Annotated in this window: 9 protein-coding genes; 3 read left to right on the forward strand and 6 right to left on the reverse strand. The window is 34.0% G+C overall.

Annotated features, from left to right (window positions below):
• Positions 1 to 1,134, forward strand: a 1,134-nt coding sequence (locus FGF67_RS04390; protein WP_139695269.1) for an IS256 family transposase, incomplete at its 5' end; no start/stop codon positions are given.
• Positions 1,135 to 1,178: 44 nt separating this feature from the next.
• Entirely contained in the window at positions 1,179 to 1,706 is a 528-nt protein-coding gene (locus FGF67_RS04395) for a Pycsar system effector family protein (protein ID WP_233244004.1), read from the forward strand.
• 48 nt (positions 1,707 to 1,754) lie between these two features.
• Here the strand turns inward: FGF67_RS04395 and FGF67_RS04400 are convergent, their stop codons facing one another.
• The 3 genes from FGF67_RS04400 to FGF67_RS04410 form a co-directional block, all read right to left on the reverse strand.
• Entirely contained in the window at positions 1,755 to 5,858 is a 4,104-nt protein-coding gene (locus FGF67_RS04400; protein WP_158293174.1) for a hybrid sensor histidine kinase/response regulator transcription factor, read from the reverse strand.
• A 352-nt stretch (positions 5,859 to 6,210) separates the two neighbouring features.
• Positions 6,211 to 7,965 (reverse strand): RagB/SusD family nutrient uptake outer membrane protein, encoded by a 1,755-nt coding sequence (locus tag FGF67_RS04405; RefSeq protein WP_139695272.1) that lies wholly within the window; start codon positions 7,963 to 7,965, stop codon positions 6,211 to 6,213.
• An 11-nt stretch (positions 7,966 to 7,976) separates the two neighbouring features.
• Positions 7,977 to 11,105 (reverse strand): SusC/RagA family TonB-linked outer membrane protein, encoded by a 3,129-nt coding sequence (locus FGF67_RS04410; RefSeq protein WP_233244005.1) that lies wholly within the window; start codon positions 11,103 to 11,105, stop codon positions 7,977 to 7,979.
• A 373-nt stretch (positions 11,106 to 11,478) separates the two neighbouring features.
• Here FGF67_RS04410 and FGF67_RS04415 point away from each other — a divergent pair, with 373 nt between their 5' ends.
• Positions 11,479 to 14,820 (forward strand): VCBS repeat-containing protein, encoded by a 3,342-nt coding sequence (locus FGF67_RS04415; protein ID WP_139695274.1) that lies wholly within the window; start codon positions 11,479 to 11,481, stop codon positions 14,818 to 14,820.
• A gap of 60 nt (positions 14,821 to 14,880) precedes the next feature.
• On the opposite strand, the gene FGF67_RS04420 is transcribed toward FGF67_RS04415, so the two are convergent.
• From FGF67_RS04420 to FGF67_RS04430, 3 genes are read right to left on the reverse strand one after another with little or no spacing between them, the layout of a single operon-like run.
• A complete protein-coding gene (locus FGF67_RS04420; RefSeq protein WP_139695275.1) occupies positions 14,881 to 15,513 on the reverse strand; it encodes a bifunctional 4-hydroxy-2-oxoglutarate aldolase/2-dehydro-3-deoxy-phosphogluconate aldolase in 633 nt (210 codons plus the stop codon).
• Positions 15,514 to 15,525: 12 nt separating this feature from the next.
• Complete coding sequence (locus FGF67_RS04425) at positions 15,526 to 16,683, reverse strand: mandelate racemase/muconate lactonizing enzyme family protein (RefSeq protein WP_139695276.1); 1,158 nt, start codon at positions 16,681 to 16,683, stop codon at positions 15,526 to 15,528.
• A gap of 7 nt (positions 16,684 to 16,690) precedes the next feature.
• The gene (locus tag FGF67_RS04430; protein ID WP_139695277.1) at positions 16,691 to 17,986 is read right to left on the reverse strand and encodes an MFS transporter; all 1,296 of its coding nucleotides are present in this window, start codon (positions 17,984 to 17,986) and stop codon (positions 16,691 to 16,693) included.
• Between the last annotated feature and the right edge of the window lie 453 nt (positions 17,987 to 18,439).

The raw sequence follows: 18,439 nt of genomic DNA on the forward strand, positions 1-18,439 counted from the left end.
ACCTCCTTTCTAAAATCCATCCAAAAGCGAGGTATTGAAAAGATGCTAGAAGGAGAACTTGACGCTCATTTAGACTATGAGAAGCATCAGCAGTCCGATAATAGCAATACCCGTAACGGCTATGGGTCTAAAAAGATAAAAACAGCTTTAGGAGAGACTAATATTAAAGTTCCCAGAGACCGAGAAGCTTCTTTTAACCCTATGCTGGTTCCTAAGCGCACTAACATGGTTGACGGCATAGAAAACGTCATTATCAGCCTTTATGCTAAGGGTATGAGTAATTCTGATATTGAAGAGCAAATCCGCGAAGTCTACGATTTTGATGTATCCACATCTACCATATCACGTATCACAGATAAAGTTACCAATGATATTGTCGCTTGGCAAAACAGGCCCCTGGACCCCGTATATTTAATTACTTGGATGGATGGTATTGTATTTAAGGTTCGGGAGAACTCCAAAGTCATTAATAAAACCATGTACATCGCCGTAGGACTCCGCAGAGATGGTAAAAAGGAAGTCTTAGGACTTTGGCTGGGGAAGAATGAATCGGCAGCCTTTTGGATGAGCGTACTAACCGATATGAAAGCCAGAGGCGTTCAGGATTTGCTTATCACGGCCACAGATAATCTTAACGGTTTTACCGACACCATTAAAAACGTTTTTCCTGAATCTAAAACCCAAATTTGCGTGGTACACCAGATTCGTAACGCTTGTCGCTATGTTGTTTGGAAAGACAAGAAGGAATTTACAAAAGACATGAAAAACATCTATGATGCACCAACCAAAAACGCAGCAAAAGCCGCTCTAGAGGACTTTGCTCTGAAATGGGAACACAAGTACTCTTATGCTATTAAAAGCTGGAGAGACAATTGGGATGAGCTTACCGCTTTTTATGAATCTCCTGTTGAAATTAGAAAAATCATTTACACTACGAACCTTATTGAAAACCTTAATGGAAAAATCAGAAAGTACACTAAAAACAAGCTCTCATTCCCAACAGATGAAGCTGTTATGAAGTCCACTTTTTTAGCCCTTAGAGAGGCTACCAAAAAATGGTCGATGCCTATTAGGAACTGGGGCATTATTTTAAACCAATTTTTAACTATATTTGAAAAAAGGGTTCAACTTTAAAAAAGCTAAACCCTCGATTTATAACTTACACACTTTACAGGATAGTGTCTCAAAAAAACAGACACCTTGATGATCTTATTGACCACTACTGGGGAAGCATCAATTATATTTTTAGTTTGATAAAAGCTTCTGAAATAAAAGCGGGTCTCATTTTATCGTTCTATGGTATTATTTTAAACTTTGTATTTAAAAGTATACCACATATTTTACAATCCATACACAATAAAACAATCTTCTATATTTTAGCGGGGTTGTGGTTTATTTCTACCGTTATTTCTATTTATTATAGTATAAGATGCTTTATACCAAAGATTGAAGAAAAATTTGATAAAAATATTTTCTTTTTTGGTGATGTCATTCAGAAATATGGGAGTATACAAGAATTTTCAAAAACATTTCACACCATTAGCAAGGATGAAGATAAATTATTTGACCAATTAGGTCAACAAATTTATGTTAACTCAAAAATTGCGGCTAGTAAGTTTAAAAACATTAATAGATCTTTGCAGTTCTTAGCAATTGGCCTCCTGTTAATGATGGTTCTAGCGTTATATTACTTTGTTAATAGTTAAGCTACGAATATATTAATTTCGTGCTCCAAGATAGAACAACACTATAAACTACACATTACTTTTATCTCTGTTCTTATGTTTAGAAAACTCTGAAGGCGTTTGCCCATAATATTTCCGAAAACACTTTCCAAAATAATTTGGATGACTAAAACCAACCATATAACTTACCTGAGCAATAGTGTGCTGACCTTGTTCTAAGAGTTGTAATGATCTTTTAAGTCTAACCATTCGCATGAAATCATTAGGAGCAAGACCAGTGAGTTTTTTAAGTTTCCTAAAAAAAGTAGATCTACTTGTATTCATATCAGAAGCCAATTCATCAATCCAATAGTTCTCATTAGCCATATTTAGTTCCATAAAGTTCATAATACTTTTTAGAAATTCTTCATCTAATGAATTAAGCGTAACTTGTTCTGGAGTAATTTCTTTCTCAGTTTGAAACCGTTTACGCATAAGTTCACGAGAGCCAATAAGCTTTTCTATTCTTACCGATAGTAATTTCATTTTAAATGGTTTTGGAATATAGGCATCTGCTCCTGATTCTAAACCTTCAATACGATGCTCAACAGAGTTAAGTGCCGTAAGCATAATTACAGGAATATGGCTTGTTCTTACATTGTTTTTAATTTTATAACAAAACTGTACACCATCCATTTCGGGCATTAACACATCAGTAATAACTACATCAGGTATTTCTTTGAGTACTATTTTAAGAGCCTCTTTTCCATTTTCTGCTTGTAACACATTGTAGGTTTCTTTTAATCCATTGCATACAAGTTCACGTATATCTTCATTATCATCTACTATCAGTACAACCTTTTTATTGTTTTCATTTAATGAGTTGAAATTCATCTGACTATCCCGCCTTAACATTTCCTCATCAATCTCTTCCTCATTAATATTTTCTAACACAGTAATTTCGGCAATTTCTTCTTCTAAAAAATGCACCCTTCCCAATGGTAATCTTATAGTAAATTGAGTTCCAAGATTTTTCTCTGATTCCACAAGAATTTCTCCATGGTGTAATTCCACCAAATCTTTTGTTATAGCAAGGCCTAAACCAGAACCTTTTACCGCTTCTAAGTCTGATTGATTAATTTGATAAAACCGCTGAAAAATATAAGGCAATTGAGATTTATCAATCCCTATACCACTATCTTTCACCTTAATTTCCACATAATCAGTATCAGAATCAACACTGGTTAACTTTGACTCTTTATTAGTATCTACTTTACAAATACTCACCTCAATATTTCCATTATTGGGAGTGAACTTTATAGCATTATAAATAAGATTATTTAATATCTTTTCAAGTTTATCCCAATCAAACCATACTGGTATTGTGTTCAAGGAACTTTCAAAAGAAATGTGTATATCCTTTCGGTTAGCATGTGATTGAAATGAAAAAATAATTTCTCTAACAAAATGTACAATATTTGATTCTGTTACTTTTAATTTAGTTTCTCCAACCTCTATCCTTCTAAATTCCATAAGTTGCTGTACTAAACGAAGTAAGGAATTTGCATTTCGCTCAACCATTCTTAGTTTTGATTGCACAGACAAATTTTCTTTAAACAACTCTATCAACTCTTCAATGGGATTTAAAATGAGTGTTATTGGAGTTTTAAATTCATGTGAAATATTTGTGAAAAATTGAAGCTTAAGTTTGTTAATATTTTCAATCTCCTTTTGTACTTGCAAGGACGCTCTCTCTCTGGAACGGAGATTGAAATAAGATTGAATACTCCAAAGTAAGGCAATAACTATAAGCATGTATATAAAATAGGCCCACCATGTTTGCCAAAACGGAGGACTAATACATAAATTTATTGTTGATAGCTCTTCACTCCATAAGCCATCATTATTTGATGCCTTAACTTTAAAGGTGTACTTTCCTGGCGGAAGATTTGTATAGTGAGCAGAATTCATCCCCTTTGACTCTACCCAGTCTGAATTAAAACCAGCTAACATATACTTGTATTGATTCTTTTCGGGAGCGGCAAAATGAAGAGCCGAAAATTCAAAAGTCAATGTGTTTTCATGATAATTTAATTCAATAGGTTTCGAATATGCAGAAAGACTCTTATCGAAAAGTATTCTACCATTATAAGTTTCACCCACATTAATAGATTCATTTTTAATTTTAAACCCTACTATATTAACTGGTGCAAAAATGTCATTCTCTTTCAAATCTTTGGGATGAAATATATTTAACCCATTGTATCCACCAAAAAACAGATAGCCATCATCATTTTTAAGATATGCACCCTTTCTAAAATTATTTCCTTGAAGACCGTCTTCCTTATTGTAGTTTTTAAACGCTTCAGTATACCGATTAAAACTTGATATGCCATTATCTGTGCTTACCCAAAGAAAACCATTATCATCTTCAATGATTCCATATATTGAATTGTTAATTAATCCATCTTCTTCCGTATAGTGCTTAAATTTTGGATCTGAATTTTCATCTGGAGACAGTGTCATTTTATTAAGCCCTCCTCCATAGGTACCTATCCAAAACTCACCGTTACTATCCTCTAAAATTGAAAACACAGAATTATGACTTAGAGAATTGATATCATTTGAGTCATATTGAAACGACACAAATAAATCGCCACCGTCAATACCATTTGGAACAACTAGATTTAAGCCTCCTTGTAAAGTTCCAACCCACAGATTACTACGACTATCTTCATATATGCAGCTAATTTCTTTTGCACTAATACTATACTTATTGTTACTATCGGGCTTGTAATGTATTCTATTTGAAAAGTCAAAAGAGCCATTTTGCTTTTTACGTTTTGGCCACTTAATCAATCCATCAATTAAAGAACCAAACCACAATACTCCATGACTATCTTCAATAATTGACATCACTTCAAGCATGTTAAAATCGGTTTTATTAAAGGTGATTACATTTTTATCTTCATTGATATCCATATGGTAAACCCCGTCAACACCTCCTATCCAATAGTCACCATCTCGATCTCTTAAAATTGACCAAATGGGTTCTTGATATCTCACCTCCTTTTCATGCTGCTTTTTGCTTAGATAAAAACGTTCAATGATTGGTTCTTTATAGGCATCATCTATAAACATCACCTTATTTAAACCATCTTGTGTAGCCACCCAAAACACACCTTCTCTTGCTTTTAATATATCATTAATTGAAGAATGACTCAATGAGTTTTTAGATAAAATATTATGCTCAAGATGATTAATTGCTTTTTGTTTTAAGTCACATTTATTTAACCCACCTCCCTCTGTACCAACCCATAACACTTGACTTCTATCAATAAAAACAGATTCAATATTGTTGCTACTTATACTCTCAGGCATCCTGGGATCATGTAGATACTTTAAATATTCTCCAGTTGAAAGATCCAATAAATAAAGCCCATAACCATGAATGCCCAAAAACAGATTGCCATCTTCTTTTTCAAACATAGTAATTAATCCTCCCGATTCTTCTGTGTCGGAATAAATCAAGTTCAAAGGAAACTCCTCAAACTTTACATTATTAACATTTATATATTTTTCAGGGTTTTCAATCTTTAACAGTCTATGACCAACTGTAGAAACCCATAGAGCTCCTTTACTATCCAAGAATAAAAGCTTAATACTTTTATCAATCTCTTTAAAATGAATAAATTCGGTAACTCCATTAATAATAGATACTTTATTTAACCCCTTAACCGTTCCTACCCATATATTGCCTGAATTATCCTCTACCAAAGAATGAATTTGATTGCTTACAATACTTGATGATAAATTTGGCTTATATAGATATTGTGTGGGAAACTCTCCTCTTTCATCAGTACTATTAAAATGAAAAAGACCAGAATGTAAAGTACCTATCCATAATTCTCCATTTTTCTTAGGGCAAATGGCAGTAATTCTAGCGTTTTGAAGCACTAAAGGAAAAGTTGTGAATGTTTGGGTCAGCCTATTATACTTACTTAAACCCTTCCCGGTACCAATGAGTAGATTTCCTTCAGAGTCCAACTCTAACTCATAAACTGAATTACTCACTAAACTATTGGGGTTATTTAACTGATGTCTATAGACGGTTAACTTGAGTCCGTCATATTTATAAAGTCCATTTAAAGTACCAATCCATATATAGCCATCAATATCTTGAATCACTTTCATGACTGAATGTTGAGAAAACTCCTGTTTATCGATAAAATGTTCAAATTTCAAGTCTGTATTTTGACAAGAAATTTCATTAACTAAAAAAAGTCTTAAACAAAAAATCAAAAACAACGTAAACCTATTTCTTATACATAACTGTAATCTATTCTTATCCATTACTAATAAGTTCGAAAATATTTAATTAAGAGATTTAATCTGCTAAAAGATACAAGGTAAAAAAAATTTTTATTCTTACTACTTCATCCCAAACACTTTACCTTCTATTTAAAAAAATGGCAACCAATTCAATACATGAAATGATTGCCATCAAACTCACAATATATAAAAAACTAACTCAAAATTGTGTATTTTAATAGTTCGGGTCCTGCTCTAGCACTCCCCTTTGTAAATCTAATTGCGATTGGGGTAATGGGAAGTAATCATCTTGACCTGGAGTATAATTAGCTCCTTGAATCCATGGTAATTTACCATTAGATAATTCTGATTGTAAATATTTTGGAATGACATCTCCATCAATTTCCCAGCGTACTAAATCTTGAAAGCGCATACCTTCTAATGCAAACTCTAAACGCATTTCATGTCTTACAGCCTTCAATGCATAGTTTTTATCAGGAAAAGAAGCATATAAACCAAGATTGTAATTGGCTGCAGGTTCATTTTCATCAATTATTATCGGTTCACCTGCCCCAAATGTGGTATTACTGATTTTCCCCATAACGATATCATCTTGAGCGCGCTCTCTAATCATATTAACCATATCTCTGGCTTTTATGAGGTCATTCTCCTCTGCAGCAACTTCAGCCCTCCATAATATCACGTGACTTAATCTAAACAATCTCCAGTTATTTCCGTTTAATCCAGCTGACCATGTTGGTGTTGCAATTGAAATGGTTTTAAAGTTTCTTTTATAGAACATAATTTTCTTATTCAAAAACGGCCCCATACCAGCTTGGTCAAGCATCCAGTCTCCACCACTCATAGGCCCCCAGTCTAAAAAGGGAATACCTCTTCTTCCTATTGTCCAATCTACTCTAGGATCGAGTTCAACATCAGTAGGAGTAAACGGTTGTGTGTCTAGCAACCCATAATCTTCTAAAAGCAGATCATCTTGAAAGGTATCTAGCAATGGTAATCCATTTGCATCTACTTTAAAAGCATTAAACAAATCAAAACTAGGGGCACTATAAGCACAACACAAACCAACATCTGCTCCTCTAGGAAATAATGTTCTATGATCAGAACCTGCATTTTCTCCGCCTCCGGTACCATCATTTACTGTATATTGAACTTCAAAAATGCTCTCTGCATTGTTTTGTTTCTCTTCATCATGGTTATCATAGAAATGATCCATTAAGACAAACGGTCCATTGTTAATGATATCATCTAACAGAGGTTTTGCTTCTGAAAATTCCTTCTGAAACATATGTACCCTAGCCTTTAAGGCTTTAGCTGCCCAACGAGAAGCACGACCTACTTCAGAGGGCACTTCAGCCATCCCATTGTCTATTCCCCATTGCAAGTCTGCTTCAATATCATCCCAAACCTCTCTATCATTAGGAACTTCACTTGCCTTTACATTTTCAGTTATATATGGTATTCTCTCAATTTTGCTTCTTAACTGAAAATGGAACCAGGCACGTAACCATCTCGCCTCTGCTTCTAATTGCTTGGCACTATTATCAGGTATCGCATCCCCAGCTAATTTTAAAACTCTCAATACGTCATTTGCTCTAGATACGCCATCGTAGTTTGCAGCCCACAGACCTTCAACCCATGGGTTCGTTGGATCAACTTCATATCTTTCTATAAGGTTAATTGCACTCCATCCACCTGTTTGATCACCACGATGCATATCATCTGATGGCACATCTCCCCATACCCAATTCGTGGCAGAAGCTTCACCAGCTCCACCGGGTCCTCCTTGAGAAAAACCATCAATAACCGAATAGGCACCAATTAGCAATAGGTTTACTCCTTGTTCATCGGCCAACGTTTCCTCTGTAACACGTCCTACAGGAAACTCTTCTAAAAATTCTTCCTTACAAGCACTAATAGTAATTCCTAGAATTACCACGAGACTAATTTTTAACTTTAATCTTTTCATTTTCTATTTTTTTAAATACCAATGTTTATTCCAAAAATTATTTGCTTGGGCTGTGGCCAAGTACCCTCATCAAAGCCTCTATCAATCTCATTTTCAGGACTAACTTCTACATCTAACCCTGAATATGTATCAAACAATGTGATTAAGTTTGTTCCCATGACATAGAGGCGTAAATTAGAAAAACCTAATTTTTCTAACATCGCATCAGGCAAGTTATACCCTAACTGTATAGATTTCATACGTAAAAACGAACCATCCTCAATGTGTTCTGTACTTGTATTCTGCTCAAAACTTGTAGTACTTGACGCTTTTGGCAAAACGGCATTACGATTATCATCCAAATATGGACTTCCCCATGACCTAAAAAGACGATCTGCCGATTTAGGACCTTGGAATAACCCCCAACGTGGAAAACGGTCATGGTAGTTTACGATATCATTTCCAACACTTGCATACCATATAGAAGTCAAATCAAAGTTTTTATATTGAACACCTATATTGATACCCGCTGTAAAGTCTGGATGAGGATTGCCTATCCATGTTCTATCTTCAGGTGTAATTTCGCCATTTCCATCTACGTCTCTAATTATAAGATTTCCAGGTTGATTATAATCTCCATTTACAGGATGCGCATCTGCTTGTTCTTGTGTTTGAAATATTCCATCAACAATATACCCATAAAATTCTGGGAACGAACGACCTGTCACTGCCCTTGTATACCTTTGACCTCTTTCTGCTCTTCCCAAAAGTTGATCTCCATCTGCACCAGATAACTTAGTCACTTTATTTTTATAAGTTGAAAGATTTACACCTATACTATAGTTGAAATCTTCGTTTACTGTTTGCCTGTAAGTTAATTCAATATCAACACCCTTATTATCCATTGTACCTACATTCACAAAAGGAGCTAATGCCTGACCTTCTACAGCCGGAATAGTTGTTCGAAATAACATATCACTAGTTTTTTTCTTCCAAAATTCAACGCTTAAATCTAACCCTTTAAATAGTGTAGCATCCAATCCTATGTTTGTAGACTCTGTAGTTTCCCATTTGGCATCTGGATTTCCAAATTCAGTAGACTGATATCCCAAAGAAATGGTATTATCACCACCACCAATACCATAATAAGAATTCCCTAAACCTGATCCGAAGGTTGTAAAGCCATTGTAATTTCCAATTTGATCATTACCAGATTCACCCCAACCTGCTCTTAATTTTAATCGATTTAACCAACCACTTGTGCCTTCCATAAAGCTCTCATTTGAAATCATCCAACCAGCAGAAACAGCCGGAAAAACACCATAACGATTGTTGGCCCCAAAACGAGAAGATCCATCACGACGAACAGTACCTTCTATCATATACTTATCATTGTAAGAGTAAAAAGCCCGTGAGAATAATGAAAATAAAGACCAAGCTGCTGCATCAGATCCATTTGTAATTGCTCCGGCTCCTGATTCTAAATAATAAAATTCATCTTGCGTTGAAATATAACCAGCTCTGCCCGCCTCAATTTCATCAAGATTAAATTTTGTTGATTCCATACCTAAAACTATCTCAAATGCATGTGCCTCATTTATAGTTTTAGAATAACTTGCAGTATTTGTAAAGTTCCATGTTAAATTATTTCCTCTAGTTTCGCCAAGCGTATTTACAAAGCTACCATTTGTGTTTTCTGGGTCACCAAATCTAGGATTATGATTACTATACCAGTTCATATTGTAACCAAATAAAGATTTAAATTTCAAATTTTCTATTGGTTCAATTTCAACATAAAAGGTTCCTACTAAATTAAGGTTTTTTCTAAGATCCTTTCTTTCTCTGAAAAGATGCCCTACGGGATTAGGTCCGTCATTTAAGTTTCCTCCTACAACACCTCCGGCCCAATTACCAGCTATATCATATATAGGTATTAGCGGACTTGTTTCAACATATGCATTAAAACCTGGATTATTTCCTCTACTTTCAGAAAGAGTAGCTCCAATACGTTTACCAACTGTTAACCAATCTGTTATTTGAGACTCTACATTTGTTCTAAAGGCATATCTATTGAACGAGTTATTTTTAAAAACGCCATCCTCTTTGAAGTAGCTACCGTTAAAGGAATAAACTGTTTTTTCTGACCCTCCTGACACTGACAAATTATAATCTTGTAATAAAGCCGTTCTGAAACTTTCTTTCATCCAGTCTGTCCCATTCTTATTGGTCAATGTAATAGGATAATCTCTTTCTTGATAGAGGGAAGGGTCTGTTGAAGGGTCTCCAATGGAGGCTCCATTAGGAAACAAATAATCATTTACTCTTGTGCCCTTAATATCATTAGGATCAAAACTAAAATGTGGATGATTTGGAACAATACCATCATTTGTCTGCTCCAACCATATCATTTGACCAATTAAGTTAGGATCTGTTATAAGATCATATTTTGCATTGCTTTTTCCAAATCCTGTTCTTACATTAAATTGAAATTTTGGTGCCTGATTTCTACGTCCAGATTTAGTAGTAATAAGAATAACCCCACTCGCTCCTCTTGCGCCATAGATGGCTGTAGAAGAGGCATCTTTTAAAACTTGCATAGATTCAATTTGATCTGGTGGAGGGACAGCGCCACCATTAACCCCATCAACAATATACAAAGGAGAATTTCCATTAATACTACCAAGACCACGAATCCTAACTTGAGCCTGTTGCCCTGGTCTAGCAGAAGAAACTACGGTTACACCCGAGGCACTTCCCTGTAATGCTCTAGTAGCATCAGCAGAAGGTTGTGCTTCTAAAAAATCGTTATCCACCGTACTCACCGAGCTAACCACATCAGTTCTTTTTCTAGAGCCATAACCAATTAGAATCACTTCATCTAAAGATTGAGCATCCTCCAATAGAGTAAAATTAATAGTTGTACCAGTACCAACAGTAGACTCCTTCGTTTGATACCCCGTATAAGATACAACAAGCACATCTCCTTGATTTACTGTAATAGAATAGTTCCCATCAAAATCTGTAACAGTTCCATTAGATGTTCCCCTTACTAATACGTTAGCTCCGATTAAAGGAACATTAGATTCATCGGTAACCGTTCCTGTGACAGTAACCGTTTGTGCATTCGATAGAATAGTACTCAATAAAAATAACGATAACAAAGCTATCTTTTTAAAAGAAAACTTAAATCGACCGAAAATGCATTTGAAAAAATAGTTTTTTTTCATAATTCAGTTTAGTTAATAGTTTAGTTAATTGTTTTGTGTCAAAAACGCAATTCTATAACACCAAAATTATCTTGTTAGAGCGTCAATAAATTGTGTTTCATTTAGGTTTGCAAATTAGTTTATAGCCATCCTTTTAAAGAGTAAAAGGAATTCAACAAAGAGTAAAATTCAATCAAAATGACCAAATAATAATAATTTTACTAAAAATTACCGAATAATTATTAAATTCATTTATAGATACCAAACTTTTTAAGATTTTGATATAACACACTATATAATCCCATAAACCTTTAAATTCCATTAAGTCTTGAATAGAGAAAATAAACAAATCATTTCATTTTTATTTCTAGTAGCACTTTCAATAGTTATCCAATCCTGTAAGCGTGATTTGCCCTACCCCCTACTTGAAACCGACAAACATTTTACCTTGGTAAATTCTGATTATACCAATATTAAATTCTCTAATACCCTTACCGAAACCGCAGAAGAAAACCATATTATAAACGAAAACTTTGTAAATGGTGCTGGAGTTGCAATAGGAGACATCAATAATGACGGCTTACAAGATCTTTATTTCTCTGGAAATCAAGTGAATGACAAACTCTACTTAAATAAAGGTAATTTAGTTTTTGAAGACATATCCGAATCGTCTGGTATCAATAAATTTAATTCCTGGTCAACAGGTGTTACTTTTGCAGATTTCAATTCTGATGGTTTACAGGATATTTATGTCTGTAAAAATGCAAGCAAAGAGAATAGCTCAACGTCAAATTTGTTATTCATAAATAATGGAGATTTAACATTTACCGAAGCAGGTGAAGTGTTTCGTGTAAATGACATAGGTTTCTCAATACAAGCCAATGTTATTGATTATAACAAAGATGGATGGCCTGATATATATTTAGTTAATCAGCCTCCAAGTTATGGTAGTAGAAAAACGGGGCAAACCCCCTTAAAATATAAAAATCCAAGATTCAGCGATAAATTATACAGAAATTTAGGAGGCAACAAAGGGTTTGTTGAAATATCAGGGCTTGCAAAAACAAGAAACCTTGCTCATGGTCTCTCTGCCAGTGCTGGCGATTTAAATAATGACGGTTGGACAGATTTGTATATAACAAATGATTATGACAAACCTGATTTTTTGTATATCAATAATGCAGACGGATCCTTTAAAAATACCATCAATCATTCCTTTAAACACATATCTAATTTTAGTATGGGTAGCGACATAGCCGATTTTGATAACGATGGAAATCTGGATATCATGGTTGTTGATATGGTTGCTGAAGATCACAAGCGCATAAAAACAAATATGAGCGGTATGAACCCTGAAAATTTTTGGGCTATTGTTAATAAGGGTTGGCACCATCAATACATGTTTAACACATTGCATAAAAACAATGGCAACAATTCTTTTAGTGATATAGCCCAACTTGCTGGTGTTTCCAATACAGATTGGAGTTGGGGACCTTTAATCGCAGATTTTGACAATGATGGTCTTAAAGATGTTTTTGTTACCAATGGTATAAGAAGAAATATGCGATTTAGCGATATAAATAGCAAATATGAACAGATTCTTGATAGCATTGAAGTTGTTGCCAAACAACAAAACAAACGTTTTCAAGACGTGGTAGATGTCTTAACATTGGCCAAAATGGCTCCTATAGATAAACTAAAAAACTATGCTTTTAAAAATAATGGTGATTTAACCTTTGAAAACAAAATTGAAGATTGGGGATTTTCGTTAAAAACCCTTTCCAATGGTGCATCTTATGCAGACCTAGATTTAGATGGTGATTTAGACCTTATTATTAATAACATTGATGATGAAGCCCTTATTTATAGAAATAATTCGGTTGAACGTAACCTTGGCAATTTTATCCGTTTTAAATTAAAACATGAAAATAACATGTTGATTTTTGGCACAAGAGTTTCAATTTTCAAAAACGATTCATTATGGCAAATGGTAGAGATTACAAATAACAGAGGCTATATGTCTAAAAGTGAAGATATTGCCCATTTCGGGATTGGTTCTTCAACAGCAATCGATAAAGCCGTAATTAGCTGGCCAAATGGCAAAAATACTGTTTTAAAAAAATTAGATGCCAATCAAACTATAGAAGTGTCCTCTGATCACACAAACGAAAATTATAACATTTCCAATCAAAAAAACAGCTTACTATTTAAAGATATTACAAAATCAATTAGTCTTTCTTTAAAACATCAAGAAAACAACTATAACGATTATGAAAAAGAAATTCTATTACCTCATAAAATGTCTCAATTTGGTCCGTATATTTCTGTTGGAGACGCCAATGGAGATGGGTTAGACGATTTTTACATAGGAGGATCAGCAAATCATTCAGGAAAACTGGTATTACAAAAGCTCAGCGGAATATTTGAAATTCAAAATATAGGAGGTTGGTCCATTGATAAAAATTGTGAAGATGCAGGAAGCTGTTTTATTGATATTGATAATGATGGAGATTTAGATCTCTTTGTAGCTAGCGGCGGCAATGAGTTTGAGGTCAATAATCCAAAATACCAAGATAGACTTTATGTTAACGATGGAAATGGCAACTTTAAAAAAGACCAAACTAAAGTACCCGATTATCGTATTAGTTGTTCCGTAGTTGAAAAAGCAGATTACGATAATGATGGAGATATGGATATTTTTATAGGCGGACGTCATACACCTCAAAAATATGCGTTTCCAACAAGTTCTAAATTACTTGAAAACCAAAATGGAAAATTTGTAGACGTTACCAATAGTACCATTCCTGGTTTAAATAATATTGGTATGGTCACATCCGCTACTTGGGTGGATGTTAATAATGATGAAAATCTAGACCTGGTGGTTGTTGGAGAATGGATGCCTATAACTATTTTTATAAATGTGAACGGAAAATATAAAATTCAAAATTATGAAGGAATAGATAAATCTGAAGGTTGGTATTTTGAGGTGAAAAGTGCAGATATGGATGGTGATGGAGATATGGATTTAGTTGTAGGTAATTTAGGATTGAATTATAAATACAAAGCTTCTGTAAATTCGCCTTTTCAAGTACACAGTTATGATTTTGACAAGAACGGAACCCAAGACATTGTTTTAAGTTACTACGATCATGGTCAGGTCTATCCGGTACGAGGAAAATCTTGTTCCACTCAACAAATACCTTCTTTGAGTGAAAAGTTTCCTACCTATGAATCTTTTGGAGACTCTAACTTATTAGATATTTATGGAAATGACTTAAATAATGCCTTAAACCTTAAAGCTTATACTTTTGCTTCATATTATATTGAAAATATAAAAGGAACGTCTTTTAAAATGCATAAACTACCTATGTTAGCTCAAATATCTAACATAAATAATATTCTAATTGAGGATTTTGATTCTGATGGTAATAAAGACATTTTAGTTTCGGGTAACCTTTATGGCTCTGAAATAGAAACTCCCAGAAATGATGCTGGTATTGGCTTGTTTTTAAAAGGAAACGGACAAGGTGATTTTACACCAATTCCAACCTTAAAAAGTGGTTTTTTCACACCTCATAATGCAAAAAGCATGGAAAAAATTACTATTAACAACATTAATGCTATACTAATTGGAAATAATAATGAAGCCATTCAAATGATAAGTTACTAATAGTAACTATTACGCTAGCTGATTAGCCTTTATTTACCTTGTATAAATATTTACTAGCTATTAAACTTCTTTTACTTTTAAAATAAAATTTGCTGCATTTTGTTTTATATAATCTAGATCCTCATCGGTTTCAATAGGTTCCCGTAATATACTTGCTATTCCAATACCCTGCGCTCCCGAATCAAACCATTCCTTTACATCATCAAGATTAATAGATCCTACGGCAAATAAATTAACCTTGTTTAAAGGAGCTTTTATAGACTTTAAATATGGTATACCCATGATATCGGCAGGAAATAGTTTTACAAAATCTGCTCCTGCTTCCCAGGCATTACAGACTTCTGATGGGGTAAGCGCTCCCATTAAAATAGGTATACCATTTTTATGTGCAAGAGAAATTAATTTTTTACTTGTATTAGGTGTAACTAAAAACTGTGCTCCAGCCTTTATAGCGGCTTTTGCAACTTGTTTATTAATAACAGTTCCTGCTCCAATTAAAACGTTTGGAAAAGCTTTTCTTGCTTTTGAGATCTCTTCTGCAAAATTTGGGGTGTTTGATGTAATTTCCATCACCTTAGCTCCCCCTGCAACCAAACTTGAAATTACTAACTGAGCCTTTGTATGATCCTTTAGTCTTGTTACAAAAATAAGTTTCTCTTTCTGAATAATTTCTACAAGTCTAGTTCTATTCATAACTAATAATTTTTACCAATTTGTAAATGACCCATCATCTTTTTTCAATCTAGGAATTTCAACTGGAACAAACTTACTTCTTTTTACTAGTTCTTCGTTAACTTCAACACCTAAGCCCGGCGTATTCAATACAGGATATTTTGAACCTTTTAATTTTGGCTGAGTTGGATAAAATCTAGAATCATTAGTGAGTACATGTGCTCCTGTATTTACTTCTTCTAACCAACTAAAATTAGGGCAAGCGGCAGCCAGATGTATAGATGCAGCGGTACAGATAGGTCCAAGAGGATTATGTGGCATCAAATCAATATAATGGGCTTCAGCCAATGAAGCTACTTTCATAGCTTCTGTAATTCCACCTACGTTACATACGTCTACACGGGTATATTGAGTAATATTTCTCTCTAAAAATGGCAAAAACTGCCATTTACTTGCAAACTCCTCACCTATTGCAAATGGAATATCTATTAAACTCCTTAAGCGCTCATAAGCAACCGGATTTTCGTCTCTAATAGGTTCTTCTATGAAATCTAATGTACCTGCTGGCATTCGCTTCATAAAAGAGTAGGTTTCAGGTATACTCAACCTTGAATGATAATCTATACCAATAGTAACACTTTTTCCCAATTCATTACGCAAGACAACCATCCATTCTGCAATTTTTGAAATTGATTCTCTAGGCTCAAATCGCGAAATATCATCTTGGTCTTCGAATTCAGCTGGTGCTAACCTGAGCATATCCCAACCTTCAGCCATTAATCTTTTGGATTCTTTTAGGAGTTCTTGCAGAGTAGAAAACCTAACGGAGGCAAAACATGGTATGTAATCGCGTTGCTTTCCTCCTAACAATTCATAAACAGGAACACCTAGTGCTTTTCCTTTTATGTCGTATAAAGCAATATCAATTGCTGAAATTGCAGCAGTTAACACCCTGCCTCCTTCAAAATATTGCCCACGATATAAATCCTGCCAAATAGCACCAATATCCATAGGACTTCTGCCAACAACTAAGGGTTCAAAATGTTTAAGCGCCCCTATTACAGCATACTCTCTGCCTGATAAACCAGAAGCACCCCAACCATATAATCCAGTATCAGTTTCTAATTTTACCACTAATTGGGTTCCTGCCCCTATATTTATAGGGTATGGTTTTACTGACGTAATCTTCATTTTAATCTTATTTTTTAGGAACTATACGTTCCACTTTTCCTATTAAAAAAGTATATGAGAAAAAACCCAAGAAAGCAATTGCCGCAATAAAAACTAGGGCTGGATTAAAATCACCATCTTTAACTAAATGACCAATAGCAGATGGAATAACAACAGCAGACAAGCCTCCTATAAAATTAAATACACCTCCTATCAACCCCATATTTTCTTTAGGTGCTATTAACGATATAAAAACCCATGCTATGCTAGCTAAACCTGTTCCAAAAAAGGCTATACCCAAAAACAAAATAATGTAAAAAGTACTATTGGTATAATTAGCACCTATAATACATGTAGATAGCAGCATGCCTATAATTACAGGTGCCTTTCTTGCAACCTCATTTGATACCTTTTTCTTTATTAAAAAATCTGATGTAAAACCTGATAATAAAACCCCAACGAATGCTGCTAAAAAGGGTAATGAAGCTAAATAACCAGATTTAATAAAATCTAACCCTCTAAACTCTACTAAATATGTAGGAAACCAGGTTAAGAAAAATATGGCTGTAGCACCATAACAAAACTGACCAATGTATACCCCCCAAAGTTTTCGATAAGAAAATGCTTGTACAAAATCATTCATGGCAAACTTTTTCTTTTGCTTATCAGCTACTTTAGTACCAACAAGCCCTCCTCCACTTTCAATATACTCTAATTCAGAAGCGCTTATAGTATTATGATCTTGAGGATCTCTGTAAAAAATGTACCAAATAAACGCCCATGAAATACCAATAATACCTGAAACAATGAATAATCCTCTCCACCCTAAAGCATCCTGTATCAGTGTTAAAAAAGGCATTAAAAAAGCTAATCCTAAAAATTGACCTGAAATATAAACCGCTATAGCCGACGCTCTCTCTTTTTCTGGGAACCATCTACTTACCACTAAATTATTTATTGGATATGAAGGTGCTTCAAAGGCTCCAATACTTGCTCTCAAACCTAATAAAGCTCCAAAAGAATTTACGAGTCCTTGAAATAAAGTAGCTATAGACCACAAAATTAAAATAACGGTATATAGTATTCTTGATTTTATCTTATCTGCCAAGATACCTCCTGGAATTTGAAGCGATGCATAAAAAATACCAAAAGCAGAAAACACATACCCCATTTGAACGGTGTCAATACCTAGATCTTTTCTTAAGGCAAATGCCGCTACCGAAATATTAGTTCTATCTAAATAATTTATTACTACTGTAATAAAAACCATACTTAATATACCGTATCTTTTCTTTGAGTTCGATTTAATTCTTTTATTACTCATTTGCTTATATCAGTTATTTATTTATAGATAAATATATAACTATCAGCTTCATATACTTAAACTGTATCAAATAAAACCCGAAATTGAACAGAAATTACTATTTTTCTTGAAATGGCATTGCTGAGATACACCACATATTTTAAATTGATAAATTCCTGTTCCAAGCCATAAAAAGTTTTATAACCGAAACTTGGAGTATAATTGTTTCCTGTTGTACCATATTACTATGTACTCAAAAAACAGCAGTTTTTATCGGTGTAATAATTTTAAATTTAATATCATAAAAAAATTCTACTGTTTGTAACTAAATACGGTCATCCATTAGAGTTTTGGCATAGGCAATATGAAATACCCAAACTTGATTTAATCCACCTCGGTTAAGGCTTCTATTCAATGAATTTCCACCAAATAAGGTGACTGGTATTGAAGCCTGTAGTTACATTATCTTTGCTT

This window comes from Allotamlana fucoidanivorans, assembly GCF_006265225.1.
GTDB lineage: Bacteria > Bacteroidota > Bacteroidia > Flavobacteriales > Flavobacteriaceae > Allotamlana > Allotamlana fucoidanivorans.